Source organism: Methylobacterium sp. 391_Methyba4 (assembly GCF_029691625.1).
In the GTDB taxonomy this organism is placed as follows: Bacteria; Pseudomonadota; Alphaproteobacteria; order Rhizobiales; family Beijerinckiaceae; genus Methylobacterium; species Methylobacterium fujisawaense.
This window is the reverse complement of sequence record NZ_CP121475.1, coordinates 1,328,855-1,354,042: the sequence shown is the minus strand read 5'-3', so window position 1 is coordinate 1,354,042 and position 25,188 is coordinate 1,328,855. Positions and strand designations below refer to the sequence as shown.

The following is a 25,188-nucleotide window of genomic DNA, read 5'->3' as shown; positions in this document are numbered from 1 at the left end:
CCTGCGCTGCTCTCCCGGCAGCGGTGGGGGACAGGAGCAGACCGACGCGGAGAACGGGATGCACGTCCCGGTTTCCGGGTCCGGCCGCCCGGTTCAGACGAGGTAGGTGATGGTTGCCGCGAGCGCCGTCGCGAAGGTCGCCAGCGCGATCGTGGTGGAATTCATGAGCGCCCGGCCGGGCGGCACGCCGGCCGAGTCGTCGTCGCAGCCGAAGGCGGCGCCGGCCGCGTGCTCGAAGCGGATCAACGTGAGGCGGCGGGCCTCGATCGCGGCATCGCTCATGGGCTGCGGCTCCCTGACCACGGTCAAGATTTATCTCCGCCGTCAACGTCGATCGTCCCGGTCTGTTCCGGCGGCGGCCTGTGGAGGTCGAACAGGCTGGTCACGGGAAAGCCTTAACCCATCGTTGTGCAACGTCGTGATGACGGGCCGCCTGGCCCCCTCGGGGGTCGGGGCGGTTCCGGCCCTCGCTCGCGGCGCCGCAGCATGCGATGGTGCGGCCGCGTCGCCTGGGGGCGAACGGTTTTGATGTTTACGTTTTGTTCCGCTATCATGCGGGGATGAAGGCGCATGCTCCACGACCCAAGACCCGTCTGCGCGAATCCGAGCCGGCCGATGCGCCGCGCCCGCGGAGGCCGCGCGTGAGCGATCCGGCCCGCGACCTTTTCGGACCGGGCGGCAAGGCGGCCGCCTCGACAGCCCCGTCTCGCGCGCCGGAGCCGCGGCGGCGCCTGGACGCCACGGCCTCCGTGACGGCGCTCGCAGCGGCCGAGCCCGATTCCGGCTACACCGCCTCCGACATCGAGGTGCTGGAGGGGCTGGAGCCGGTCCGGCGGCGCCCCGGCATGTATATCGGCGGCACCGACGAGCGGGCGCTGCACCACCTCTTCGCCGAGGTGATCGACAACTCCATGGACGAGGCGGTGGCCGGCCATGCCAGCTTCATCGAGGTGGAGCTGGAGGAGACCGGTGCCCTCGTGGTCACGGACAACGGCCGCGGCATCCCGGTCGACCCGCATCCGAAATTTCCCGGCAAGTCGGCGCTCGAGGTCATCATGACCACGCTGCATGCCGGCGGTAAGTTCGACTCGAAGGTCTACGAGACCTCGGGCGGCCTGCACGGCGTCGGCATCTCGGTGGTGAACGCGCTCTCCGACCTCCTCGAGGTCGAGGTGGCGCGCAACCAGACCCTGTATCGCCAGACCTTCTCGCGGGGCCACGCGCAGGGCGCGCTGGAGCTGATCGGCCGGGTGCAGAACCGGCGCGGCACCCGGGTCCGCTTCCACCCGGACGCGCAGATCTTCGGCTCGCTGAAATTCGACCCGCGCCGCCTGTTCAAGATGGCGCGTTCGAAGGCCTACCTGTTCGGCGGCGTCGAGATCCGCTGGCGCTGCGCCCCCGCCCTCCTCGAGGGGCTGGAGGGCGTACCTGCGGAAGCCGTGCACCGCTTCCCCGACGGCCTGCGCGACTATCTCGCCCGCGACATCGACGGCAAGGAGCTGGTCACCGACGCGATGTTCTCCGGCAAGATCACCAAGCCGGGCTCGCACGGGTCGCTGGAATGGGCGGTGGCCTGGATGGTCGCCGAGGACGGGTTCTCGCATTCCTACTGCAACACCATCCCGACGCCCGAGGGCGGCACCCACGAGGCCGGCCTGCGGGTCGCCCTGCTCCGGGGCCTGCGCGAGCACGCCGAGCGCGTGAACCAGGCCAAGCGCATGACCGCGGTGACCACCGACGACGTCATGGCGACCTGCGCGTCCATGCTCTCGGTCTTCATCCGCGAGCCCGAGTTCCAGGGCCAGACCAAGGACAAGCTCGCCACCGTGGAGGCCCAGCGCATCGTCGAGACGGCGGTGCGCGACGCCTTCGACCATTGGCTCGCCGCCTCCCCGGCCCAGGCCAACAAGCTGCTCGACTGGGTGATCGACCGGGCCGAGGAGCGCCTGCGCCGCCGCCAGGAGAAGGAGGTCGCCCGCAAGAGCGCCACCCGCAAGCTCCGCCTGCCCGGCAAGCTCGCCGATTGCTCGGCCGCCGGCACCGCGGGCTCGGAGATCTTCATCGTCGAGGGCGATTCGGCCGGTGGCTCCGCCAAGCAGGCCCGCGACCGGGCGACCCAGGCGATCCTCCCCTTGCGCGGCAAGATCCTCAACGTCGCCTCGGCGAGCCGGGACAAGCTCGGCGCCAACCAGCTGATCTCCGACCTCACCCTGGCGCTCGGCTGCGGCACCGGCGCGGCCTTCCGCGAGGCCGACCTGCGCTACGACAAGGTGATCATCATGACGGACGCCGACGTGGACGGCGCCCACATCGCCTCGCTGCTGATCACCTTCTTCTACCGCCAGATGCCCAAGCTGATCGACCGCGGGCATCTCTACCTCGCGATCCCGCCGCTCTACCGGCTGCAGCAGGGCTCCAAGGTGGCCTATGCCCGGGACGACGCCGACCGGGAGCGGATCATCAAGACGGTGTTCAAGGCCGGCAAGGTCGAGATCGGGCGGTTCAAGGGCCTCGGCGAGATGATGCCGGCCCAGCTCAAGGAGACCACCATGGACCCGAAGAAGCGCACGTTGCTGCGCGTCGCGGTCCTGGACGAGGCCCGGGAATCGACCGGCGACACGGTCGAGCGGCTGATGGGCAACAAGCCCGAGGCGCGCTTCGCCTTCATCAGCGAGCGCGCGGCCTTCGCCGAGGGAGCCGACCTCGACATCTGAACCGTCGCGCCGACGCGGTTTCCACCGCGCCGGCCGCCCGGACCGTCAGGGCTTGGTAACCGCCTTGGCCGGGTCGAAGGGCTGGGCCGCCGACACCGTGTCGGTGCTCATGTTGAGGACCGCCGAGAACCGCTCGCCTCCCGGCCGCAGCACCAGGGCACCAGGCTCCACGGCGATCACCTTGCTGCCCAGGCCGAGGAAGCCGCCGACATCGATCACAACGGCCTTGAGGGTCCCGCCATCGGTGATCAGCAGGTCGTCGATCTTGCCGACGCTGTCGCCTGCCGCGTTGCGCACCGTCACGCCGATCATCTTGGAGGCCAGGAAGGCCACAGGCTTGAGCCCCTGACGTTTGGCGGCGTCCTCGGCATTCGCCGCCGCCATCAGCCGCCCGACGCCCTGGCCGTCCGTCGAGGTCCCCGGCCCCGTGCCCGGCAGGACCGTATCCTTGCCGATCACGGAGGCATCCTGCGCGCGTGCAGGCGCTCCCGCCAGAGCCATGGCCGCGAGCGACAGGAGAAGGATTCGGCTTCGCATGGCTGATCGCTCCGGTGCGCCCGGACCCGTCGCGGGGTTCCCGTCCCGGTCCCCGCTCGGTCCCCATGAGGCGCCGCGGTCTCAATCGCGGGTGGCACGCGCGGTTCCGGCGCTCCCTGTCGCACCCGACCCGTCCGGCGGCACGACCCTGAAACGCGAAAGGGCCCGGCCTTGCGGCCGAGCCCTTCCGTTGCGCGGAGCCGGTCGAGCCGGCTCCGACGTTCGATCTTAGTACGAGCCGAACTTGTAGTTCAGGCCGGCGCGGACGACGGCGAACTCGGTCTTGGCGGCGGCGCCGTTGAGGTAGGCGGTGCCGTTCGGGGGCAGGAGGTTGCCGTAGAAGACGCCGCCGGCGGAGTTCTTCTGGCGGTCGAGGCTGACGTACAGGCCTTCGACCTTCAGGGTGACGGCCGAGGAGCGGAAGAAGTTCAGGAAGGAGTCGGTGGGCAGGGCGTACTCGACGCCGCCGCCGGCGGCCCAGCCGGTGCGGAAGCTGTCGCGGAAGCGGTTGCCGGAGAAGTTCTGGTCGTCCTGGCCGGATCCGTAGGCGAAGCCGCCGGTGCCGTACACGAGGGTGCGGTCGAAGGCGTAGCCGAGGCGGCCGCGGACGGTGCCGAAGTAGTCGAGGCCGTTGCCGCTGGTGGCGACGAAGGCGGGCGGGTTGGAGAAGGCGACGCCGGGGAAGCCCAGGAAGCTGTAGTTCTGGGTGGCGTTGGCGCGGCGGGCGAAGTCGACGTACTGGGCGTCGGCCTCGAAGCCGATCACCACGCCCGAGCCCGGCGTGAACTGGTAGTTGTAGCCGATCTGGGCGCCGCCCGAGAAGCCGTCGTTGTTGTTGCGGTTGTTGACGCTGACGACGCCCGAGGTGCCGGGGGAGTTGATCAGCGAGCCGCCCGGCAGGGCGTAGCTGGTGGTGTTGCGGCTGTTGGCGTCGAAGCCGTAGCCGGCGTTCACACCGACGTAGAAGCCGGTCCAGGTGAACACCGGCACCGGCGTGAACACCGGCGGCGGCGCAGCGCGGCGCGGCAGGTCGGCGGCGGACGCCGTTGCGGTCAAGCCGGCGAGGACGGTGGATGCGAGGAGGAGCTTCTTCATGGTGGTGTCGGTCCTGGGGTTAGCTTGAGCCGGCAGCCTTCTAGGCGCTCTCGGATGGCGGGTCTGTCGCTTTCCTGCAACAAGCATCCTCAGACTAGGGACATCCCGTCAACGAAAGATGAAGACTAACCGACCGTCTCCCAAGCAGCCGGCTCGCTTGCCCGTCGAGACTGTACGCGGACAGCTGAAAAGGCTCGTAAGACTAGCTGTGTTGCGCGACGTGCATATTCGGGCACGCCTCAACGGGTGCCGTGATAGCGTCCGACGTCTCGCCGGTTGCATGCAGGGCGGCCGTTTTATTCCGGCACAACTTTGGCGAGAGGGTGCGCGCGGTCGTAAGCGATTGGTTAACCGTATCCGCCGATGGTCCGTCGCTGCGGGCGGGCCTACCCTCTCGAGCGCCCGCGACCGGCTTCCTGCCGGCTCCCGCGTCGCGGCCGGCCGCCTCGCCCGGTGGAGACAGCCGTCCATCCATGCTCAGCCACGACGAACGGAGCCGGAGAACCTTCGGCAGGCGCCGGACTCCGGAGGGGATGGCCGGTCTTCCGGCGAGCCTTCCCGGCCCGGCATCGCATCCTGCGCGGCCGAGGCGGGCCGCCGGGCCCCTGCCCTGGACCCTGCGCATGGCGGGACTCGTCGGGCTCCTCACGGTGGTTGGCGCCTACCAGCTCGCGCGGCTCAGCCGGCCCGATGCGGCACCGATGGCCGCCGCGGTCGCCGCCCTGGCGGGACCGGCCCATCCGGGGATCGCGGATCCGCAGACGACCGGCGCCCTCGCGGCATCGGAATTCGCCCGGTCCACCCGCCTGGATCCCTGCCTCGTGCCCGCGTCCGACCGTCTCCGGCCCTGATCGAGGCCCGTTTTGGCGCCCGATCCCCTGTGCGTCGGCGGGCGCCATCACCATTGCGAGATTGACAAGTCGCGCCAGGGCCCTAACTGACATGCGTGATGCGCCCCGCGGCCCCGGGAGCGCCCGATCGCCCCGCGCGAGCCTTTCCCAGCCGTTGCCGCGACGGTGTCCTTCGCGCCGGCCGGGCGCGCAACGGTTCCTGAACGCAGATGCCTTTTTCCGACCTGGGACTGAGTGACAAAGTCCTGAACGCCGTCGAAGCGGCGGGTTATACCGAGCCGACGCCGATCCAGGCCGAGGCCATTCCCCACGTGCTGGCGCGTCGCGACGTCCTCGGCATCGCCCAGACGGGAACCGGCAAGACGGCGGCGTTCACGCTGCCGATGCTGACGCTTCTGGAGAACGGACGCGCCCGGGCCCGGATGCCCCGGACCCTGATCCTGGAACCGACCCGCGAACTGGCGGCCCAGGTGGTCGAGAATTTCGACCGCTACGGCACCAACCACAAGCTCAACGTGGCCCTGATCATCGGCGGCGTGTCCTTCGCCGACCAAGACGCCAAGCTGATGCGCGGCACGGACGTGCTGATCGCGACACCCGGTCGCCTCCTGGACCATTTCGAGCGCGGCAAGCTCCTGCTCACCGGCGTCGAGCTGCTCGTCATCGACGAGGCCGACCGCATGCTCGACATGGGGTTCATCCCCGATATCGAGCGCATCGTGAAGATGGTGCCGTTCACCCGGCAGACCCTGTTCTTCTCCGCGACCATGCCGCCGGAGATCGAGCGGCTGGCGGACATGTTCCTGCACAACCCCCAGCGGGTCGAGGTCGCCCGTCCCGCCTCCACGGCCACGACGATCACCCAGCGCCTGGTCGCAACCGGCGCCGAGGGGCATGCCAAGCGCGAGCGCTTGCGCGACCTGATCCGCGGCGAGGCGGAACTCAAGAACGGGATCATCTTCTGCAACCGCAAGCGCGACGTCGCCCTGCTCCAGAAGTCCCTGGTCAGCCACGGCTTCGACGCCGCCGCCCTCCACGGAGACATGGATCAGCGGGCGCGGACCGCTGCCCTGGACGCGTTCCGCAACGGCGAGACCGCCCTGCTCGTCGCCAGCGACGTGGCGGCGCGCGGCCTCGATATCCCCGCCGTGAGCCACGTCTTCAACTTCGACGTGCCGCATCACCCCGAGGATTACGTCCACCGGATCGGCCGCACCGGCCGCGCGGGCCGGAGCGGCACGGCCTATACGCTGGTCGCCCCCGAGGACACGCGCTCCCTCGGCGCCATCGAGGCGCTGATCGGCCAGCCGATCCCCTGGCTGGACGGCGATCTGTCGACGGTGGCCGAGCCGTCCGGTGACACCGGGACGCGTCACCGCGGCCGGTCGGGCGAGGGCCGCCGCGGCGCGCGCTCCGCGAAGGCTGGCGACAAGGGCGGTGCTGCCCGGGGCGGTCGCGCGAGGAGCGGCGACGCCAGTCGCGGCGACGCCAGTCGCGGCGACGCCAAGGAGATCCGGAGCGCCGGCGAGGCCGAGGAGGCCCGGGAGGAGCGTCCGCGGGCACGCACCGGTCGCGGTGCGGCGGCCGCGCAGCGTCCGGAGGCACGCCAGGAGAGTCGTCAAGAGAGTCGGCAGGAGGGGCGCCAAGAGGCTCGCCCGGAGAGCCGTGCTGCGGGACGCACGACGGCGCGCGCCGGCGCGGCCGGGCGCGAGGAGCGCGGGCGCCGGAACGATGCGGATGGTGATACGCCCGTCGGTTTGGGTTCCCACGTCCCGGCATTTCTGCTTCGACCAGTGTTGGCGAAGAAAGAAAGGTAACAAGGGTCTTTTCGAGCTTAACAGTCCGGCTACCAGACTGCCGTATATCAAGTCAGGGTCGCGGCGCATGCGCGCCGATCGCCCGGGACCACGGGATACGGATGAGCCAGGAGACCTATTCGGACCGCGATCGCAGCTTCGCATTGGCGAAGCGCAGCCATGACCTGATCCGCGACTACGGCCCCTCCGCGACGCCGCGCGCCTACGCGGTCTGGTATGCCTACGTGTCGGGCGAGCTGCCGCTCCTCGCCGATGCCGTGAAGCGCCTCACCACCCAGAACGGCTGCCTCACCGAGAGCGACATCGACGATCTGCACGAGACCTATCTCGACGGGCGGCGCCTCGCGAGCACCACCGACGACGTCAGCCGCGTGGTCCTGAGCGAGATCGCGGCGGTCACCGAGATCCTGGACCTCTCCCTGGGCTCGACGGCGCAGTACAGCGAATCGCTGCGCGGCGTCGCCCAGGATCTCTCCCAGGGCCTTCCGAGCCGGGCGCGGTTCGGCGAGATCGTGGCGACCCTGGCCGCCACGACCCGGGAAGTCGCCGCCAACAACCGGATCCTCGAGGCCCGCATGCGCGAGACGCGCAGCGAGATCGAGACGCTGCGCGAGAAGCTCGATGCGAGCCGGCGCGAGAGCCTGACCGACGCCCTGACCGGGCTGGCGAACCGCAAGCATTTCGAGGAGACGCTGAAGGCGGCCATGGATTCGGCGCGGGCGCGCACCGATCCCATGAGCCTGATCATCCTCGACATCGATTTCTTCAAGCGCTTCAACGACCTGTACGGTCACCTCACGGGCGACCAGGTCCTGCGGCTCGTGGCGATCGTGATGCGCGAGAATGCCGGGAAGCAGGCGCAGCTCGCCCGGTTCGGCGGCGAGGAGTTCGGCATCATCCTCCCCGGAGCCGACCGCACCGTGGCCAAGCGGGTGGCCGAGACGGTCCGCACCAGCGTGATGGGGCGCGAACTGGTCAAGCGCTCGACCGGCGAGTCGCTCGGCAAGATCACCATCTCCCTGGGGGTCGCGGTGCTGTGCCCGGGGGATACGCCGGCCTCGCTGATGGAGCGGGCCGACCTGTGCATGTTCGCGGCCAAGCGCGCGGGCCGGAACCGCTTCCTGGACGATGCGGCCGAGTCGCTGTCGCAGGTGGCCTAGGGGCGCAGCGGCGCCCGCCCGCGGCGGAGCGCTTCGGGAGCGGGAGACCTCCGCGCCGGGGGCGCGGCCGGGCCGCCGCGCTCCCGGCGCCGACTGTGAGCGGGAGCCTCAGGCCGGCGCGGACAGGCGGTCCGCCGAGACCGGCGTGATCGCCACGGATTCTCCGCAACCGCAGGCCGAGGTCTGGTTCGGGTTGTTGAACACGAACTGCGACGCCAGCTTGGTGGTGGTGAAGTCCATCTCCGTGCCGAGCAGGAACAGCACCGCCTTCGGATCGACGAAGACGCGCACGCCGCGATCCTCGACCACGTCCTCGCCGGGCTTGACCGCCTCGGCATACTCCATCGTGTACGACATCCCGGCGCAGCCGCCGTTCCGGACACCGACGCGCAGACCGGCGATCGGCCGGTCGGCCTCCGCCATGATCGCCTTGATCCGATCGGCAGCCCGATCGGTCAGCGACAGAACCTTGAAGCTCGTGGACATTGTCATCCTCCCGCCCATCCGGGTTCAAGGCCCGGGGACGCGCATTCTGGCAGCCACAAGATAAGCATTGGGTCGGGGCCGGTCCACCGCGGCGGGAGCACACCGGCCCGGCAATCGACGCCTCAGGCCGACTCGCCGGTGAGCCGCGCGAAGGCCGCCAGATCGACGTTGCCGCCGCTGATCACCACGCCGACGCGCTTGTCCGTGACGTCCACGAGCCCGTGGAGCACCGCCGCCGCCGCGAGGCAGCCGGTCGGCTCGACCACGAGCTTCATCCGGCTGGCGAAGAACCGCATGGTCTCGACGAGCTGCGCGTCGGTGACGGTGAGGATGTCGGACACCCCCGCGCGGATGATCGCGAAGGTGAGGTCGCCCAGCGCCGTCGACTGCGCCCCGTCGGCGATGGTGCGGGGCACGGGAATCGTGACGATCCGGCCCTCGCGGAACGAGCGCTGCCCGTCATTGCCCGCCTCCGGCTCGACGCCGATCACCCGGCAGCCCGGCGACAGCTCCGCCGCGGCCAGCGCGCAGCCCGCGAGCTGGCCGCCGCCGCCCAGGCAGGCCACCAGCATGTCGACGGGGCCGACCGTCTCGATCAGCTCCTGAGCCAGGGTCCCCTGCCCGGCGATGACGTCGGGATGATTGAAGGGAGGGATCAGCGTCAGGCCGCGGGCCTGCGCGATCTCCCGGCCGAGCGCCTCGCGATCCTGGCTGTAGCGGTCGTACAGGACCACCTCGGCGCCGTAGCCGCGCGTGGCGGCGATCTTCGCGGCGGGGGCGTCGCCCGGCATGATGATGGTGGCGGGGGCGCCGAGCAACCGGCTCGCCAGCGCGATCGCCTGGGCGTGGTTGCCGGAGGAATACGTGATCACCCCGCGGGCGCGGGCCGCCTCCGGAAGGGCACTGATCGCGTTGTAGGCCCCGCGGAACTTGAAGGCGCCGGCCCGTTGCAGGTTCTCCGCCTTGAAGAACAGCCGGCCGCCGGTCATCGCGTCCGCGGTGCGCGAGGTCAGGACCGGCGTGCGATGAGCGGCCCCGGCGATCCGCTCCGCGGCGCGGGCCACATCGGCGAAGGTGGGAAGGCCGCCGGCCGCGTCGATGGGGTCGCCCTGCATCGTGTCCTGCATCGCGTTTCGCATCGCTCCTGCGCCGGTCGTGCCGGACGTCATAGGGCCGTTTCGGTCCGTGCGCATCCGGCCCGGTCCACATGCGGAAGCGGAGCCATTCGGCCCTTCGCCGCTTATCCCCGCAGCGACGTCTTGGCAGGAACGCTGGGGGGCGGCATCGCCATGCGGATCGAGTCCATGTGCAGACCTGCAATCCGGCCGGCGGTCGGCGGGGTGGCGTCATGAGCGCCCGGGATCAGGCCTCCGGCGATGCGGCGACCGAGGTCACATTCCGGGGCCGCGGGCTGGCCCTGCAATCCGGTCGGCGCCTGATCCTGCTCGTCTGCCCGCTCTGTTCGCAGCGCAACGCACAGCGCGGCGCCGAGCGCGGCATCTGCGAGTGGTGCGCTTACGTCCCCTCGCCGGATCAGGCCGAGCCGGTGGATCGGCTGCGCCGCTGACGGGCGTTCCGGTGTCGGCGCGGATCGCCATCGCCTTGCGCAACCTCAGCATTTGTTTTTGAGTTTTATCTATTTATGGTTGCCGAACCGCCGCGCGCTCCCACATTCCCGTGGACGCTCGACTGGAGGGACCATGCAACCTTCCGAATGCTGCATCTTCCGGATGACCCTCGCGTCCGTACTCGGCAGCTGCATCACGCTGCTGCTCGTCCGGGGGCTCGATCCCATCGCGGCGCTGCTCCTGATCCCCGTCGGCGGCAGTACGGCGACGGTCGCGGTGATCCTCCTGTTTCAGCTGGTGAGCCTGACGCGCGCGGCGGCACCCGGTTCGGACTGACGGGCCCGTGCCGGCCTGGGCCGGACCGGAGCCCGACCCGAGCCCGGCTTCCCACTGCCGGATCAGGTGTGAATCACCTTGCCGTAGGCGTCGAGCACGCTCTCGTGCATCATCTCGCTGAGCGTCGGGTGCGGGAACACCGTGTGCATCAGCTCCTCCTCGGTGCTCTCCAGGTTCATCGCCACCACGTAGCCCTGGATCAGCTCGGTCACCTCGGCGCCGACCATGTGGGCGCCGAGCAGCTGGCCGGTCTTGGCATCGAACACGGTCTTGATCAGCCCGTCCGGCTCGCCCAGCGCGATCGCCTTGCCGTTGCCCGCGAAGGGGAAGCGGCCGACCTTCACGGCAAAGCCCTGCTCCTTGGCCTTGGCCTCGGTCAGGCCGACGCTGGCGATCTGCGGCTGGCAATAGGTGCAGCCCGGGATCTTGGCCTTGTCCATCGGGTGGGTGTGCAGGCCCTTGATCGTCTCGATGCAGATGACGCCCTCGTGCTCCGCCTTGTGGGCGAGCATCGGCGGGCCGGCGACGTCGCCGATCGCGTAGAGGCCGGGCACGTTGGTGCGGCCGAGCCCGTCCGTCACCACGATCCCACGGTCGATCTTCACCCCGAGCTTCTCCAGCCCGATATTCTCGATGTTGCCGACCACGCCCACCGCCGAGATCAGCTTCTCCGCGGTGATCTGCTGGGTCTTGCCGTCACCGCCCTCGATGGTCGCCGTGACCGAATCCGCGCCCTTCTCGACCTTCGTGACCTTGGCGCCGGTGAGGATCTTGATCCCCTGCTTCTCGAAGCGCTTGCGGGCGAGGCCTGCGATCTCGGCATCCTCCACGGGCAGGATCTGCGGCAGCAGCTCCACCACGGTCACCTCGGCGCCCATGGTGCGGTAGAACGAGGCGAACTCGATGCCGATCGCGCCCGAGCCCATGACCAGCAGGCTCTTGGGCATCGTCTCGGGGACCATGGCCTCATAGTAAGTCCAGATCAGATTCTTGTCGGGCTCGATCCCGGGGATCGCCCGGGGCCGGGCGCCGGTCGCCACGATGATGTGCTTGGCTTTGTAGGTGCCGGCCCCCTTGGCGCCCTTCGGCGCCTCGGCGCGCTTGGTCTCCGTCACGGTGACCTGGCCGGGCTGGTTGCCCTGTGCGGCGCTGTCGACCGCGGCCTCGCCCCAGATCACGTCGACCTTGTTCTTCTTGAGCAGCATGCCGACGCCGCCGTTGAGCCGGCCCGAGACGCCGCGGGAGCGCTTCACGATGGCGGCGGTGTCGAACCCGACCTTTTCCGCCGTCAGCCCGTAATCACCGGCGTGCTGGAAGTAGTGGTAGATCTCGGCCGAGCGCAGCAGCGCCTTGGTGGGGATGCAGCCCCAGTTCAGGCAGATGCCGCCGAGATGCTCGCGGTCGACCACGGCGGTCTTGAACCCGAGCTGCGCCGCGCGGATCGCCGTGACGTAGCCGCCGGGCCCGGCGCCGATGATGAGGACGTCGTAGGTGTCGGACATCGTGTGCTCCGGCTCAGACCAGCATGCCCATCGGGTTCTCGATCAGCCCCTTGAAGGCCGAGACCAGCTCCGCGCCGAGCGCGCCGTCGAGGACGCGGTGGTCGCAGGACAGGGTGCAGGTCATGACCTGGACCACGGCCGGCGCCCCGTCCTTCACGACGACGCGCTTCTCGCCGGCGCCCACCGCCAGGATGCTCGATTGCGGCGGGTTGATCACCGCGGTGAAGTGCTTGATGCCGAACATGCCGAGGTTCGACACCGAGGTGACGCCGCCCTGGTACTCCTCGGGCTTCAGCTTCTTGGCGCGGGCCCGGGCGGCGAAGTCCTTCATCTCGTTGGAGATGGTCGAGAGCGTCTTCTCGTCCGCCCGGCGGATCACCGGGGTGAACAACCCGCCGTCGATGGCGACCGCGACGCCGACCTCGGCGTGCTTGAAGCGCAGGATCCGGTCCTCGGCCCAGACCGCGTTGGCGGCCGGCACGCGGGTGAGCGCGAGGCCCATCGCCTTGATGACGAAGTCGTTCACCGAGAGCTTGAAGGCGGGCTTCCCGTCCTTGTCCTTGGCCGCGGAGCCGTTGAGCGTCTCCCGCAGCTTCATCAGCGCGTCGAGCTCGCAATCCACCGTCAGGTAGAAGTGCGGGGCGACCTGCATCGCCTCGGTGAGGCGCTTGGCGATGGTCTTGCGCATGCCGTCGAGGGGCACCTCCTCGTAGGCATCCTTGGCGTAGAAGCCCTTGACCTGATCGGTCGTGAGGCCGGCCGGCGCGCCGCCCGCGGCGGCGGCCTTCGGGGCGGGGGTGGCCGCCTTCGGCGCCTCGGCGGCCTGGGGGGCGGCGGGCGCCTGGGTGGCCCCGGAGGCCTTCGCGGCCTGGACGTCCCGGGCGATGATGCGGCCGTGCGGGCCGCTGCCCTGGACGGCGCCGAGATCGACACCCTCCTGCTTGGCGATCCGCCGGGCGAGCGGCGAAGCGAAGACCCGTCCGCCCGTGCTGGCCTGCGGCGCCCCGCCGGGCTGCGCGCCTTCCGGCGCCGCGTTCACCCGCTCGTACCCCATGTGGCCGCCGCCGGGCGTGGTGTTCTGGTTGGCCGCCGAGGCGTCGGCCTTCGGCTCAGGCTTGGCGTCAGGCTTGGCATCAGGCTTGGCCGCTCCGTTGGAGGCCGCCTTCGGCGCACCGCCGGCGGCGGCCGCCGACACGTCCTCGCCCTCGGCGGCGATGATGGCGATCAGGTCGTTGACCGGCACGTCCGCGGTGCCCTCGGGCACGAGGATCTTGGCGAGCACGCCCTCGTCGATGGCCTCCACCTCCATAGTGGCCTTGTCGGTCTCGATCTCGGCCAGCACGTCGCCGGACTTGACCGTGTCGCCCTCCTTCTTGAGCCACTTGGCGAGGTTGCCCTTCTCCATGGTCGGGGAGAGCGCGGGCATCAGCACGTTGATCGGCATGGCATCAGGTCTCGGGCAAGGCCGGGGCGGCCGGATCGTCGAAGGGAAAGAGGTCGTCGAGGGGGAACGGGACGGCGTCGAAGGGTGGAAGGGCCACGCTCTCGCCGCGCTGGACCGTGGCGAGGAGCACCCAGCGCCCGTCCGCGAGGGCGAAGCCTTCCAGCACGCCCGCGGCTGGATCGAGCAGCCAGAGGTGACCGATCTTGGCCTCCGCATAGATGCGGCGCTTGCGCCCGCGGTCGAGGCGGACCGTGGAGGGCGAGAGGATCTCGCAGACCCAGTCCGGCGCGATCTCGATGTGGGCCGCTTCCAAGTCGGTCGGCACCCGCTCCCGGCGCCAAGCCGCCAGATCCGGCACCACGACATGGGCACCGAGGTGGAGTTCCGGTTCGATCATGAAAATCCAGCCGCCGGGTCCGCCGCGTCCATAACGGAACGGGGTGCCCAGCAAGGTGGACAAATCGGACGCGGCCATCGCGTGCCGGGGCCGCGGCCGCGGATGCGTCTCCAGCACACCGTCGATGATCTCGGCGACGAGATGCGCGGGGACAGCCTCCAGTTCCGCGTAGGTCGCCTGCCGGACAGCCGCCTCAGCCATGGTCGGCAGCCATCGCTAGTTGAGGCCGCCGGGGTCGAGCCCCTCGGCCTCCCAGCCCGCGCGGATGCGCTCGACCGCCTCCTCCTCCGACATGTCGGTCTCCAGCGCGTAGGCACGGGCTGCCTGTCGGGCGAGATCGGCCAGGAGCCGGCCCCAGGTGGCCGGGTCGTCGAAGGAGCGGCGGAGGGCCACGCTCACCGCGCCGTCGACCACGGCGGCGCGCAGCACCTCGATGCCGCCCTGTTCGAGGGCGTCGGGCGGGATGGCGAGTTCGGCGAAGTCGCTGCTGGAATCTTGGCTCATGGCGCGCCGGCTGTTCCTTGGGCCCCCTGCCGGGACGGAGGCGGGGACATGCGCCCCGCCCGCGCGCCCGTCACTTGTAGCAGACGCTCTTGGCGGCCTCGACCACCTCCGCCACATTCGGCAGCGCCAGCTTCTCCAGATTCGCCGCGTAGGGCATCGGCACGTCCTTGCCGGTGATGCGCAGGACCGGCGCGTCCAGGAAATCGAAGGCGTCGACCATCAGGCGCGCCACGATCTCGGCGCCGACGCCGGATTGCGGGAAGCCCTCCTCGACGGTGATGCAGCGGCCGGTCTTCTTCACCGATTCCACCACCGTCTCGGTGTCCATCGGGCGGATCGTGCGCAGGTCGATCACCTCCGCCTCGATGCCCTGCTCGGTCAGGGCCTGCGCGGCCTTGAGGGCGTAGGTCATGCCGATCGCGAAGGACACGATGGTCACGTCGCTGCCGGTCCGGTGGATCCGCGCCTTGCCGATCGGCAGCACGAAGTCGTCGAGCTGCGGCACCGGGAAGGACTGCCCGTACAGGATCTCGTTCTCGAGGAAGATCACCGGGTTCGGGTCGCGGATCGCGGCCTTGAGCAGGCCCTTGGCGTCGGAGGCCGTGTAGGGCGCGATCACCTTGAGGCCCGGCACGTTGGAGTACCACGCGGCGTAGTCGTGGCTGTGCTGGGCGGCGACGCGGGCGGCGGCGCCGTTCGGGCCGCGGAACACGATCGGGCAGCCGAGCTGGCCGCCGGACATGTAGAGGGTCTTGGCCGCCGAGTTGATGATCTGGTCGATCGCCTGCATGGCGAAGTTGAAGGTCATGAACTCCACGATCGGCTTCAGCCCGGCGAGCGCCGCGCCGACGCCGATGCCGGCGAAGCCGTGCTCGGTGATCGGGGTGTCGACCACGCGCTTCGGTCCGAATTCCTGCAGCAGGTTCTGGGTGACCTTGTAGGCGCCCTGATACTCGGCGACCTCCTCGCCCATGACGAAGACGTCGCCGTCGCGGCGCATCTCCTCGGCCATGGCGTCGCGCAGGGCCTCGCGGACCGTCTGGGTGACCATCGGCGTGTCGGCCGGGAACTCCTCCATCACCGGCTCTCGGGCCTTGTTGGTGATGACGGCCGGTGCCGCCGGCGCCTTCGGGGCGTCGTCGCCGGTCTTGGCGGCGGGCGCGGGTTTGTCGGCCATGCCCTCGGCCTGCATGTCGGGCGTCGGCGCCGGATGGCCGCCGGCGCCGTTGGGCTTCGCCCCGCCGCCGGACTGGACGCTCGCTGGATCCTCGCCCTCGCCGGCGATGACGGCGATCGGCGTGTTGACCGCGACGCCCTCGGTGCCCTCCGCGATCAGGATCTTGGCGAGCACGCCCTCGTCGATCGCCTCCACCTCCATGGTGGCCTTGTCGGTCTCGATCTCGGCCAGCACGTCGCCGGACTTGATCGGGTCGCCCTCCTTCTTCAGCCACTTGGCGAGCTTGCCCTCCTCCATGGTGGGCGAGAGGGCGGGCATCAGGATGTCGGTCGCCATGCTCAGCTCTGCGGTCGTCGTCTCGTTCGGGGGGCGGCCAGCGTCGTCGGCGACGCGCTCAGGCGTGCGCGTCCAGCAGGATGTCGGTCCACAGCTCGGACGGATCCGGCTCGGGATCGTTGGTGGCGAACTCGGCCGAGGCGTTCACCGTCTCGCGGACCTTGGCATCGGTGGCCTTCAGCTCGGCTTCGGGCACGCCGTGCAGCTCGAGCAGGCGCTTGCGCACCATCTCGATCGGGTCGTGCTCGTCGCGCATCTTCGAGACCTCGTCCTTGGTCCGGTACTTGGCCGGATCGGACATGGAGTGGCCGCGATAGCGGTAGGTCTGCATCTCCAGGATGTAGGGACCCTGGCCGCTGCGGGCGTGCTCGATCGCCCGGGTGGCGGCCTCGCGGACGGTGCGCACGTCCATGCCGTCGACCTGCTCGCCGGGGATGCCGAAGGAGAGGCCGCGCTTTGAGAAGTCCGTCTGCGCCGAGGCCCGGGCCACCGAGGTGCCCATGGCGTAGCGGTTGTTCTCGATGACGTAGACGACCGGCAGCTTCCAGAGCGCCGCCATGTTGAAGCTCTCGTAGACCTGGCCCTGGTTGGCCGCGCCGTCGCCCATATAGGTCAGGCTGACCTTGCCGTTCTCCCGGTAATGGTCGGCGAAGGCGAGGCCCGTGCCCAGCGAGACCTGTGCGCCGACGATCCCGTGACCGCCGAAGAACTGCTTCTCGCGGCTGAACATGTGCATCGAGCCGCCCTTGCCGCGGCTGTAGCCGCCGCGGCGGCCGGTCAGCTCGGCCATGACGCCCTTCGGGTCCATGCCGCAGGCGAGCATGTGGCCGTGGTCGCGGTAGCCGGTGATGACCTGGTCGCCCTCGACCGAGGCCATCTGCATGCCGATCACCACGGCCTCCTGGCCGATATAGAGGTGGCAGAAGCCGCCGATCAGGCCCATGCCGTAGAGCTGGCCGGCCTTCTCCTCGAAGCGCCGGATCAGCAGCATCTCGTGGTAGGCGTGGAGATCCTCGTCCCGGGTGAATTGCGGCATGTTGGGCGCCGGCTTGTGCGCCTCGGCCGCCTGAGGGCTCGCGGCCTGCGATTGGGAGGACGAAGCGTCCTTGGCAGGCTCCTTGGCGGCGTCCATCGGCGCTCTCCCCGTGATTCCACGCGACGTGGTGGGGGTGTAGGACAGCGAGGATTGGAAAGCGAGGGCTGCCGCTCTGACAGGAAGCCGCTCTTGTCAGAGGACTTTCGGGGTGGACTCACGGGGCCCGGCGGCGATCAGGGCGTGATGATGACCACGTCGTTGGCGTGGACCCGGCCGAGCACGATCCGCGCCCGTTCCTCCAGGAGGTCGCGGTCGATCTGGTCGCTCTTCAGCAGCGCGACCCGGTGCTCCCAGGTGGCGCGCTCGGCCCGCACGGCGGCGAGTTCCTGATTGAGGCCGTAGGCGCGGATTTTCAGCGCCTTCTTGGCTTCGAGTCCGCGGTTGCCGCTCTCGGCCTGCCATACGAAATAGCCGACCACGAGCGCCGACAGGGTCCAGAGACCCAGCGGCAACACAACCATTCTGACTCGGCGGCGCACGACCATGGCGCGACCCTCGCGCGGAAAGGTTAATGGTTCTTTGCGATCGTGCCGCGACAGGGTCGGGGCGTGATCGGCACGGACAGGGGCGAGGCTGAGGGATGGACCTGACGCATCTGGGACGCTGGGTCGCCGCGCACGCCACGGCGACCGACGACCACGACAGCCTGCTCTCCGGATTCTGCGAGGCGCTGGTCGGCGCGGGCATCCCCGTCTGGCGGGTCAGCGTCATGGCCCCGGCCCTCGACCCGACCCTGCGCGGCGTCAGCCTGAACTGGCATGCGGGCGAGGGGCTGTCCTTCGTGGCCAACGCCCACGGTGCCGACGAGGAGAGCGACTGGCTCCTGAGCCCCGTCTACGCGCTGGTGGAGAAGGGCGAGAGCTTCGGCCGCTGGCGCCTCGACGCGCCCGAGCTGGAAGCGGACTTTCCGGTCCTGAAGGCCCTCGGGGCACAGGGCGGCGTCGATTACGTGCTGCACATCGTCGAGTTTGCGCCCGGCACCGCGCTGCGCGGCATCGCGGTCTCGTTCTGCACCCGCGGCGCCGGCGGCTTCACCGAGGCGCATCTGTCGGCCATCGCCGACGTCCTGCCGTTCCTGACGCTGGCGATCGCCAAGATGAGCTTGGCCCACACGTTCCGCGAGGTGTCGGCGACCTATCTCGGCCGTTCCACCGCCGAGCGGGTGCTCGACGGCCAGATCCGGCGGGGCGAGGGGCGGGCCATTCCGGCCGCCATCCTGCTGACGGACCTGCGCGGCTTCACGGCGCTGGCCGACCGGGTCGATCCGGCCGACATGGTCACGTGGCTCAACGAGCATTTCGACGCCCTCGGCGACCCGGTGGCGCGGCACGGCGGCGAGATCCTGAAATTCCTGGGCGACGGGTTCCTGGCCATCTTCCCGGTGCCGGACGCCGACACCCTCCCCTGCCCGGTCTGCGGCGGCGCCCTGGACGCCGCGACCGAGGGGCTCGCCGCCAACGCGGCGCTCAACGACCGCCGCCGCGCCGCGGGTCTGCCGGAGCTGCCGGCCGAGTGCGTCGTGCATTTCGGGACGGTCATCTACGGCAATGTCGGGACCGAGCGGCGCCTCGACTTCACGATCATCGGGCGGGCGGTCAACGAGGCCAGCCGGATCGAGAGCCAGTGCGCGGCCCTCGGCCATGCGCTCCTGGTCTCGGATTCCTTCGCCGAGCGGTGCGCCCGGCGGCTGGAGCCTGTCGGGACGATCGAGTTGCGGGGCCTGTCGCGGCCGATGCGGGTCTGGACCGTGCCGGCGGAGCCGTCCGATGCCGCGTCGGCCTGAGGCGGCGCAGGCTGCGGGGCCCGGAAGACCGGCCTCCCCCCGTCCTGCCGCCGCCCTCAGAACAGCGCACAGCTCCGCTGCAGCACCAGCCCGACGGCGCCCTGGGCGAAGTGCTCCCGGTACTCTTCCTTGATGCTGCGCAGGGCCGCGACCGCCTCGGGCGTCGCCCCGGTGACGATGAGGACGATGCGGGCAGCCTCATGCACGCGCCGTCCGTCCGGCCCGCGCCACTGGCCCCGACCGGAGAACACCGTCAGCCCGTCCGGGAAGCGGGGGGTGATCCGCTCGGCCAGGAATCGGTCGAAGGCCCGCTGCGGGATGAGGCCGCCGTCCGGCCGCGACAGGCCGAACAGCAGTTGCGCGCTGAGCGTCGGGCGTGCGCCGTCGCACAGCGGGTCGGCACAGGCTGGGCCGGCCGCTCCGAGGGCGAGCAGGCCGGTCAGAAGGATCCGCCGGATCAGCGCCGGGCGAGCTGCTTGAGCGCCGCCGGGCCGGCATAGAGCGCCTGCGGGCCCAGGCCTTCCTCGATGCGGATCAGCTGGTTGTACTTGGCCAGTCTGTCCGAGCGGGCGAGCGAGCCGGTCTTGATCTGCCCGCAATTGGTGGCGACCGCGAGGTCGGCGATGGTCGAATCCTCGGTCTCGCCGGAACGGTGCGACATCACCGCGGTGTAGCCGGCGCGCTGGGCCATATCGACCGCCGCCAGGGTCTCGGTGAGCGAGCCGATCTGGTTGACCTTGATCAGGATCGAGTTGGCCGTGCCCTCCGCGATGCCGCGGGACAGGCGCTCGACGTTGGTGACGAACAGGTCGTCGCCCACGAGCTGGCACTGCGCGCCGATCTTGTCGGTCAGGAGCTTCCAGCCGGCCCAGTCGTCCTCCGACATGCCGTCCTCGATGGAGACGATCGGGTAGGTGGCGACGAGCTGCGCGAGGTAATCGACCTGCGCCTCGATGGTGCGGGTCTTCCCCTCGCCCTCGTAGGCGTAGGCGCCGTCCTTGAAGAACTCGGTGGCGGCGCAGTCGAGCGCCAGGGCCATGTCCTGGCCGGGCTTGAAGCCGGCGGCGCTGATCGCCTCCATCACGAAGTCGAGAGCGGCTTCGGCGGACGGCAGGTTCGGAGCGAAGCCGCCTTCGTCGCCGACATTGGTGTTGTGGCCGGCCTTCTTCAGCTTGCCCTTGAGGGTGTGGAACACCTCGGAGCCCATGCGCACGGCCTCGGCGAGCGAATCGGCGCCCACCGGCATGATCATGAATTCCTGGAAGTCGATCGGGTTGTCGGCATGCGCCCCGCCGTTGATGATGTTCATCATCGGCACCGGCAGCACCCGGCCCTGCACGCCGCCGACGTAGCGGTAGAGCGGCAGGCCGGACGCCTCGGCCGCGGCCTTCGCCACCGCCAGCGAGACGCCCAGGATCGCGTTGGCACCGAGCCGCGCCTTGTTGGGCGTGCCGTCGAGCTCGATCATCGCCTCGTCGACCGCGACCTGATCCTCGGCCTCCATGCCGCCGATCGCGTCGAGGATCTCGGTCTGGGCCGCCTCGACCGCCTTGAGGACGCCCTTGCCGAGGAACCGATTCTTGTCGCCGTCGCGCAGCTCCACGGCCTCGTGGGCGCCGGTGGAGGCGCCCGACGGCACCGCGGCGCGGCCGAAGGAGCCGTCCTCCAGGATGACGTCGACTTCGACCGTGGGGTTGCCGCGGCTGTCGAGAATCTCGCGGGCGCTGATATTGGTGATCGCGGTCATGGAACGTCCTCTCGCGGGGGCCGCGGGTCGGTGGCCGCGCCCAAATCAGAGGGTGCGGCGCATCGCGGCGGCTTATCCGTCAAGCGGCGGCCGGCGGCAAGCGTCGGGACGGGCGGCGCACAGCCCGGTCCACCCGGGAAAGCGTCGCGGATCAGACAGATGCGCGCGGCGCCGACAGGCTTTATATGCCCGCCATGACCTCCGCCAACGACCTCCAGCTCGGCCAGCCGACGCCCTTCCCCACCTCCCCCGAGGCGGCGCGACTCGACCGGGTCCCGAACCCGCACGCGGACACCGACTACGTCGCCCGGTTCACCGCGCCCGAATTCACCTCGATCTGCCCGGTCACCGGGCAGCCGGATTTCGCGATCCTGGTGATCGACTACGTGCCCGGCGACTGGCTCGTGGAGTCGAAGTCGCTGAAGCTCTACCTCGGCTCATTCCGCAACCACGGCGCGTTCCACGAGGATTGCACCGTGGCGATCGGCAAGCGGCTGCGCGACCTCCTGGAGCCGCGCTACCTGCGCATCGGCGGCTTCTGGTATCCCCGCGGCGGCATCCCGATCGACGTGTTCTGGCAGACGGGCGAGCTGCCGAAGAACGCGTGGCTGCCGGATCCGGGTGTGCCGCCCTACCGCGGACGTTGACCGGCCAAACGAAAAGGGCGACCGGCTCGCGCCGGTCGCCCCCGATCCATCCGGATCTCAGATCTCAGTAGCCGTAGCCGTAGTAGCCGTAGCCCGGAGCCGCGTAGCCGTAGCCGCCGTAGACCGGGGCGTAGCCGTAGCCGTAGGACGGGGCGTAGCCGTAGCCACCGCCGTAGTAGCTGTCGCGGGCCGCGCCGGCGGCGATCGCACCGGCGGCGAGGCCGGCGATGCCGAGGCCGATGGCGGCACCGGTGCCGATGCCGCGGCGGCCGCGGTAGTAGCCGTGGCCGTAGCCGCCGTAACCGCCGTGGTAGCCCCACGGACGCGCCTCGGCGCCCGTCGTGGCGGCGACGCTGCCAATGGCCATGGCGGCGGCGGTGGCGATGATACCGATCTTGCGCATAGTGTTCCTTCTCGATCCTCGATCGAACATGCCCGATAACGTTGTCGCCCCGATACCGTTCCAGATCTCGCCCGGAGTTTTGGTGCGTATGCGCACACAGTCGGGATCCTGAACCGTTGTTCATCGGCGCTCGCGCCGCCGTGATTGCGGTCAAGCTTGAGCGTTCGCCTGTGGAGCACGCCCGAACTCTTGCGAAGAGCCTGGCGCGGCCGCGCCCGGCGACGGTGGCGGCCGGGGCCCGCGGGCGGCGCATTGGCGATCGGCCGGGCCCGGCGGCGGAAATCCGCCCTCCTCCGGGGCGGTCGTGCTACGGCTCCGTTCGGAGGACCGACGATGGATGCCTGGACCCTGATCCGCGACAGCTTCGCGCCCCTGCCCGGCAAGCGGATCCTCGACATCGGCTGCGGGCCCGGGGCGCTCGCGCGCCGGCTGGTTGACGCCGGCGCGGCGGTCACCGGCATCGACCCCGGTGGGGCGGCGCTCGCCCGGGCGCGGGAGACCGTGCCGGAGGCGCGCTTCGAATCCGCGACCGGCGAGGCCCTGCCCTTCCCCGATGCCGGCTTCGACGGCGCCGTGATGCTGAACGCCCTGCACCACGTGCCGGACCCGGCGGCCGCCCTCGCCGAGGCGGCGCGCGTGCTGGTCCCGGGCGGCCGGCTCGTCGTGGTGGAGCCCCTGGCGGAGGGCAGCTTCTTCGACGCCCTGCGGCCGATCGAGGACGAGACGGCGGTCCGGGCCGCGGCCCAGGCGGCCATCGCCGACGCCCTGGCCCGCCGCGCCTACGCGTGCCGCCGCGACGTGACCGTCGAGCGGCGGGAGCACTTCGACTCCCTCGACGCCTTCCTCGCCCGCGTCAGCGCCGTGGACCCGGCCCGCGCGGCGACCATTCGGGACCGGCGCCCCGTGATCGCGGAGGCTTTCCACAAGGCGGCCGCGCGCGAGGCGGACGGGCGGTTCGGCCTCGTCCAGCCCCTGCGGATCCACGTGCTGGAGCCGGAGGCCGCCTGAGCCGCTCAGGCGGTCCGGCGCTTGGCGAGGCGGTCGAAGGCGAGGAGTTCCTCGAGCAGCGCCGGCAGGTCCTTCAGCGCCACCATGTTGGGGCCGTCCGAGGGGGCCCGGTCCGGGTCGGGATGCGTCTCGATGAACACGCCCGCCACGCCCACCGCCACGGCGGCGCGGGCGAGGACGGCGACGAATTCCCGCTGGCCGCCGGAACTCGCCCCCTGGCCGCCGGGCTGCTGCACCGAGTGGGTGGCGTCGAACACCACCGGCGCGCCCTGCGTGACCTGCGCCATGATCGGCAGGCTGCGCATGTCCGAGACCAGGGTGTTGTAGCCGAAGGAGGCGCCGCGCTCGGTGACGATGACGTTGGGATTGCCGGCCTCCGTCACCTTGGCGGCGACGTGCTTCATGTCCCAGGGCGCCAGGAACTGACCCTTCTTGATGTTGACCGCCCGGCCGGTCGCGGCGGCGGCCAGCAGCAGATCGGTCTGGCGGCACAGGAAGGCGGGGATCTGGAGCACGTCCACCGCCTCGGCGGCGGGGGCGCATTGCTCGGCGGCGTGCACGTCGGTCAGCACCGGCAGCCCGAGGGTTTCGCGGATCTCGGCGAAGACCGGGAGCGCCCCGTCGAGGCCGATGCCCCGGGCGGCGCTGCCGGAGGTGCGGTTGGCCTTGTCGAAGGAGGTCTTGAACACGAGACCGACGCCGAGGCCCGCGGCCATCTCCTTGAGGGCGGCGGCGATCTCCAGGGCGTGCTGGCGCCCTTCGAGCTGGCATGGGCCGGCGATCAGCGTCAGCGGCAGGTGGTTGGCGAAGCGCACGCCGCCGACTTGGACGACGGGGCCGGGTGTCTCGATCTGCGACATGCGGGCCGGTCTAGCCCGCGCGGCGGATCCGCGAAAGCCCGGGCCTGTGGGCCAGCCGGCAGACGGTGAGGTCGTCCCTCAGGCCATCGGTCCGGGGCCCGGTCTCGCACAGCATCAGGATCGGGCCGATGCCGCCCCGGCGCGGGGCCTGCGCCAGAAGGCTGGCCTGGTGGAGGTTGAGCGCCAGAACCTCGGCCGAGGCGGCGTCAGCCCCGGCCAGCGCCCGCGCCGCGCGGCCGATCAGGATGAAGTAGCCCGGGGGCGGCTCGCGATCGAGGGACGCCACGGTGAGCCTGGCGGGGGCGCGGCAATCGAGGCTCATCCGCTCGGCATCCTGCGCCCGGAATACCGCGACGGGGCCCGTCCGACCGGCCAGGGAGGCTCCGGTCGCGCGGATCACCGTCGCGGCGAGCGCGTCGCAGGCGTCCGCGGCGCGGGCTGGCGCGGATCCGAGACTGAACACGCCGACGAGGACAGTCAGAGCGGAGAGGCGCAGCATGGGGAAATCCGCGGCAGGACAGATCGGGTTGCACCAGATAGCGCGGGTTGCCCGAGCCGCGTAGCCGCGGCGCGACAAATGCCGACTGCGCATGGACAGGGCATCCCGGATGTCCGATCTGAGCGGGCGGCGCGGCGCCGCACGCCGCTCGCAGATCAGGCTCCGTCGCGGCCATGCTTCGAACCGTCCTCGCCTCCGCCCTTCTGGCCCTGGCGCTGCCCGGCGGCGTCTCCGCGGAGCCGCAACCGCAGCCGACCTACGGGCCGGAGCTCGAGGGCTTCGCCTACCCGTTCCCGGTGGAGCGGTTCCTGTTCACCTCGCAGCGCCAGCCGCTGCAGATGGCCTATCTCGACGTCCGACCGGCGACGCCGAACGGCCGGACCGCGGTGCTGCTGCACGGCAAGAACTTCTGCGCGGCCACCTGGGAGAGCCAGATTCGGGCGCTTAGCGCCGCCGGGTACCGGGTGATCGCGCCGGACCAGATCGGCTTCTGCAAGTCGAGCAAGCCGGCGGCCTACCAGTTCACCTTCCGGCAGCTCGCCGAGAACACCCACGCCCTCCTGGCCAAGCTCGGGATCGAGCGCCCGGTCCTGGTCGGCCATTCCACGGGCGGCATGCTGGCCGCCCATTACGCCCTGCTCTACCCCAAGGCGGTGGAGCAGCTCGTGCTGGTCAACCCGATCGGCCTGGAGGACTGGGCCGCCAAGGGCGTACCGCCGACCTCGGTGGAGCACTGGTACGAGCGCGAACTGAAGGTGACGGCGGATTCGATCCGGGCCTACGAGACGGCGACCTACTACGCCGGCCAGTGGGAGCCCCGCTACGAGCCCTGGGTGACGATGCTGGCTGGTCTCAACGGCGGCCCCGGCAAGGAGGCGGTCGCCTGGGACTCGGCGCTCCTCTACGACATGATCGTCACCGAGCCGGTGGTCTACCGGTTCCCGCAGATCGCGGTGCCGACCCTGCTGATGATCGGCCAGAAGGACAACACGGCGATCGGCAAGGACCTCGCCCCGCCGGAGGTGCGGGGCCGGCTCGGGAACTACCCGGAGCTCGGCAAGGCGGCCGCCCAGGCGATCCCGGGGGCCAGGCTCGTGGAGTTCCCGGCCCTGGGCCACGCGCCGCAGATGTCCGACCCCGAGGGATTCAACGCGGCGCTGATCAAGGGGATGTCCGCGCCGTGAAAGTCCGGTCGTCCGTGTACCGGCGCGGATGCATCTG

At 70.6% G+C, this 25,188-nt stretch carries 27 protein-coding genes; 10 read left to right on the top strand and 17 right to left on the bottom strand.

The annotated features are described in order from the left end of the window. Nucleotides 1–93: 93 nt before the first annotated feature. The gene (locus tag P9K36_RS06480; RefSeq protein ID WP_278306700.1) at nucleotides 94–282 is read right to left on the bottom strand and encodes a hypothetical protein; all 189 of its coding nucleotides are present in this window, start codon (nucleotides 280–282) and stop codon (nucleotides 94–96) included. 359 nt (nucleotides 283–641) lie between these two features. On the opposite strand from P9K36_RS06480, the gene parE reads away from it, so the two are divergent. Beyond that, nucleotides 642–2,714: a DNA topoisomerase IV subunit B gene (parE, locus tag P9K36_RS06475; RefSeq protein ID WP_043349421.1), complete on the top strand. Its 2,073-nt coding sequence runs from the start codon at nucleotides 642–644 to the stop codon at nucleotides 2,712–2,714. A 45-nt stretch (nucleotides 2,715–2,759) separates the two neighbouring features. Here parE and P9K36_RS06470 read toward each other — a convergent pair whose 3' ends face one another. Together P9K36_RS06470 and P9K36_RS06465 are read right to left on the bottom strand one after the other, a co-directional pair. Next, nucleotides 2,760–3,251, bottom strand: a complete 492-nt coding sequence (locus P9K36_RS06470; RefSeq protein ID WP_278306699.1) for a PRC-barrel domain-containing protein — start codon at nucleotides 3,249–3,251, stop codon at nucleotides 2,760–2,762. A 228-nt stretch (nucleotides 3,252–3,479) separates the two neighbouring features. Beyond that, nucleotides 3,480–4,346, bottom strand: coding sequence for a porin family protein (locus tag P9K36_RS06465; RefSeq protein ID WP_043349412.1), 867 nt, complete (start codon nucleotides 4,344–4,346; stop codon nucleotides 3,480–3,482). A gap of 623 nt (nucleotides 4,347–4,969) precedes the next feature. On the opposite strand from P9K36_RS06465, the gene P9K36_RS06460 reads away from it, so the two are divergent. From P9K36_RS06460 to P9K36_RS06450, 3 genes are all read left to right on the top strand, one after another. Then, complete coding sequence (locus P9K36_RS06460; RefSeq protein WP_278306698.1) at nucleotides 4,970–5,197, top strand: hypothetical protein; 228 nt, start codon at nucleotides 4,970–4,972, stop codon at nucleotides 5,195–5,197. A 209-nt stretch (nucleotides 5,198–5,406) separates the two neighbouring features. Beyond that, a complete protein-coding gene (locus P9K36_RS06455) occupies nucleotides 5,407–7,014 on the top strand; it encodes a DEAD/DEAH box helicase (RefSeq protein ID WP_278306697.1) in 1,608 nt (535 codons plus the stop codon). A 101-nt stretch (nucleotides 7,015–7,115) separates the two neighbouring features. Further along, nucleotides 7,116–8,174 (top strand): GGDEF domain-containing protein, encoded by a 1,059-nt coding sequence (locus P9K36_RS06450; protein ID WP_043356236.1) that lies wholly within the window; start codon nucleotides 7,116–7,118, stop codon nucleotides 8,172–8,174. A 108-nt stretch (nucleotides 8,175–8,282) separates the two neighbouring features. On the opposite strand, the gene P9K36_RS06445 is transcribed toward P9K36_RS06450, so the two are convergent. Beyond that, on the bottom strand, nucleotides 8,283–8,660 hold the full coding sequence (locus P9K36_RS06445) for an iron-sulfur cluster assembly accessory protein (RefSeq protein ID WP_043356239.1): 378 nt from the start codon (nucleotides 8,658–8,660) through the stop codon (nucleotides 8,283–8,285). 122 nt (nucleotides 8,661–8,782) lie between these two features. Then, nucleotides 8,783–9,787, bottom strand: coding sequence for a threo-3-hydroxy-L-aspartate ammonia-lyase (locus tag P9K36_RS06440; RefSeq protein ID WP_278307263.1), 1,005 nt, complete (start codon nucleotides 9,785–9,787; stop codon nucleotides 8,783–8,785). 221 nt (nucleotides 9,788–10,008) lie between these two features. Here P9K36_RS06440 and P9K36_RS06435 point away from each other — a divergent pair, with 221 nt between their 5' ends. Next, nucleotides 10,009–10,227, top strand: a complete 219-nt coding sequence (locus tag P9K36_RS06435; RefSeq protein WP_051045078.1) for a hypothetical protein — start codon at nucleotides 10,009–10,011, stop codon at nucleotides 10,225–10,227. Between the two features lie 133 nt (nucleotides 10,228–10,360). Then, nucleotides 10,361–10,564 (top strand): hypothetical protein, encoded by a 204-nt coding sequence (locus P9K36_RS06430; protein WP_043356243.1) that lies wholly within the window; start codon nucleotides 10,361–10,363, stop codon nucleotides 10,562–10,564. 62 nt (nucleotides 10,565–10,626) lie between these two features. Here the strand turns inward: P9K36_RS06430 and lpdA are convergent, their stop codons facing one another. The 7 genes from lpdA to P9K36_RS06395 form a co-directional block, all read right to left on the bottom strand. Further along, nucleotides 10,627–12,066: a dihydrolipoyl dehydrogenase gene (lpdA, locus tag P9K36_RS06425; RefSeq protein ID WP_053610584.1), complete on the bottom strand. Its 1,440-nt coding sequence runs from the start codon at nucleotides 12,064–12,066 to the stop codon at nucleotides 10,627–10,629. A gap of 13 nt (nucleotides 12,067–12,079) precedes the next feature. Continuing rightward, entirely contained in the window at nucleotides 12,080–13,510 is a 1,431-nt protein-coding gene (locus P9K36_RS06420) for a pyruvate dehydrogenase complex dihydrolipoamide acetyltransferase (protein WP_278306696.1), read from the bottom strand. 4 nt (nucleotides 13,511–13,514) lie between these two features. After that, entirely contained in the window at nucleotides 13,515–14,108 is a 594-nt protein-coding gene (locus P9K36_RS06415) for a Uma2 family endonuclease (protein ID WP_278306695.1), read from the bottom strand. Nucleotides 14,109–14,123: 15 nt separating this feature from the next. Beyond that, nucleotides 14,124–14,411 carry a DUF5076 domain-containing protein gene (locus P9K36_RS06410; protein ID WP_043356258.1) on the bottom strand — a complete coding sequence of 96 codons (288 nt, stop codon included), beginning with the start codon at nucleotides 14,409–14,411 and terminating at the stop codon, nucleotides 14,124–14,126. A gap of 70 nt (nucleotides 14,412–14,481) precedes the next feature. Further along, complete coding sequence (locus P9K36_RS06405) at nucleotides 14,482–15,924, bottom strand: pyruvate dehydrogenase complex E1 component subunit beta (protein WP_278306694.1); 1,443 nt, start codon at nucleotides 15,922–15,924, stop codon at nucleotides 14,482–14,484. Nucleotides 15,925–15,982: 58 nt separating this feature from the next. Further along, nucleotides 15,983–16,960: a pyruvate dehydrogenase (acetyl-transferring) E1 component subunit alpha gene (pdhA, locus tag P9K36_RS06400; RefSeq protein ID WP_236952977.1), complete on the bottom strand. Its 978-nt coding sequence runs from the start codon at nucleotides 16,958–16,960 to the stop codon at nucleotides 15,983–15,985. Between the two features lie 233 nt (nucleotides 16,961–17,193). Then, entirely contained in the window at nucleotides 17,194–17,505 is a 312-nt protein-coding gene (locus P9K36_RS06395; RefSeq protein ID WP_043356265.1) for a septum formation initiator family protein, read from the bottom strand. Between the two features lie 95 nt (nucleotides 17,506–17,600). On the opposite strand from P9K36_RS06395, the gene P9K36_RS06390 reads away from it, so the two are divergent. Then, entirely contained in the window at nucleotides 17,601–18,803 is a 1,203-nt protein-coding gene (locus P9K36_RS06390) for an adenylate/guanylate cyclase domain-containing protein (protein WP_278306693.1), read from the top strand. A gap of 56 nt (nucleotides 18,804–18,859) precedes the next feature. Here P9K36_RS06390 and P9K36_RS06385 read toward each other — a convergent pair whose 3' ends face one another. Continuing rightward, nucleotides 18,860–19,123, bottom strand: a complete 264-nt coding sequence (locus P9K36_RS06385) for a DUF3574 domain-containing protein (RefSeq protein ID WP_244447777.1) — start codon at nucleotides 19,121–19,123, stop codon at nucleotides 18,860–18,862. Between the two features lie 137 nt (nucleotides 19,124–19,260). Next, nucleotides 19,261–20,550 (bottom strand): phosphopyruvate hydratase, encoded by a 1,290-nt coding sequence (gene eno, locus P9K36_RS06380; RefSeq protein WP_043356273.1) that lies wholly within the window; start codon nucleotides 20,548–20,550, stop codon nucleotides 19,261–19,263. A gap of 194 nt (nucleotides 20,551–20,744) precedes the next feature. Here eno and queF point away from each other — a divergent pair, with 194 nt between their 5' ends. Next, nucleotides 20,745–21,197, top strand: a complete 453-nt coding sequence (gene queF / locus P9K36_RS06375; RefSeq protein ID WP_278307262.1) for a preQ(1) synthase — start codon at nucleotides 20,745–20,747, stop codon at nucleotides 21,195–21,197. 64 nt (nucleotides 21,198–21,261) lie between these two features. Here queF and P9K36_RS06370 read toward each other — a convergent pair whose 3' ends face one another. Continuing rightward, entirely contained in the window at nucleotides 21,262–21,600 is a 339-nt protein-coding gene (locus P9K36_RS06370) for a hypothetical protein (RefSeq protein WP_043756095.1), read from the bottom strand. Between the two features lie 333 nt (nucleotides 21,601–21,933). On the opposite strand from P9K36_RS06370, the gene P9K36_RS06365 reads away from it, so the two are divergent. Beyond that, nucleotides 21,934–22,608, top strand: a complete 675-nt coding sequence (locus P9K36_RS06365) for a class I SAM-dependent methyltransferase (RefSeq protein WP_278306692.1) — start codon at nucleotides 21,934–21,936, stop codon at nucleotides 22,606–22,608. A 5-nt stretch (nucleotides 22,609–22,613) separates the two neighbouring features. On the opposite strand, the gene kdsA is transcribed toward P9K36_RS06365, so the two are convergent. Continuing rightward, a complete protein-coding gene (gene kdsA / locus P9K36_RS06360) occupies nucleotides 22,614–23,468 on the bottom strand; it encodes a 3-deoxy-8-phosphooctulonate synthase (RefSeq protein ID WP_043756093.1) in 855 nt (284 codons plus the stop codon). A 10-nt stretch (nucleotides 23,469–23,478) separates the two neighbouring features. Then, complete coding sequence (locus tag P9K36_RS06355) at nucleotides 23,479–23,967, bottom strand: hypothetical protein (protein ID WP_278306691.1); 489 nt, start codon at nucleotides 23,965–23,967, stop codon at nucleotides 23,479–23,481. 173 nt (nucleotides 23,968–24,140) lie between these two features. Here P9K36_RS06355 and P9K36_RS06350 point away from each other — a divergent pair, with 173 nt between their 5' ends. Further along, nucleotides 24,141–25,151, top strand: coding sequence for an alpha/beta hydrolase (locus P9K36_RS06350; protein ID WP_278306690.1), 1,011 nt, complete (start codon nucleotides 24,141–24,143; stop codon nucleotides 25,149–25,151). The last annotated feature ends 37 nt before the right edge of the window (nucleotides 25,152–25,188 follow it).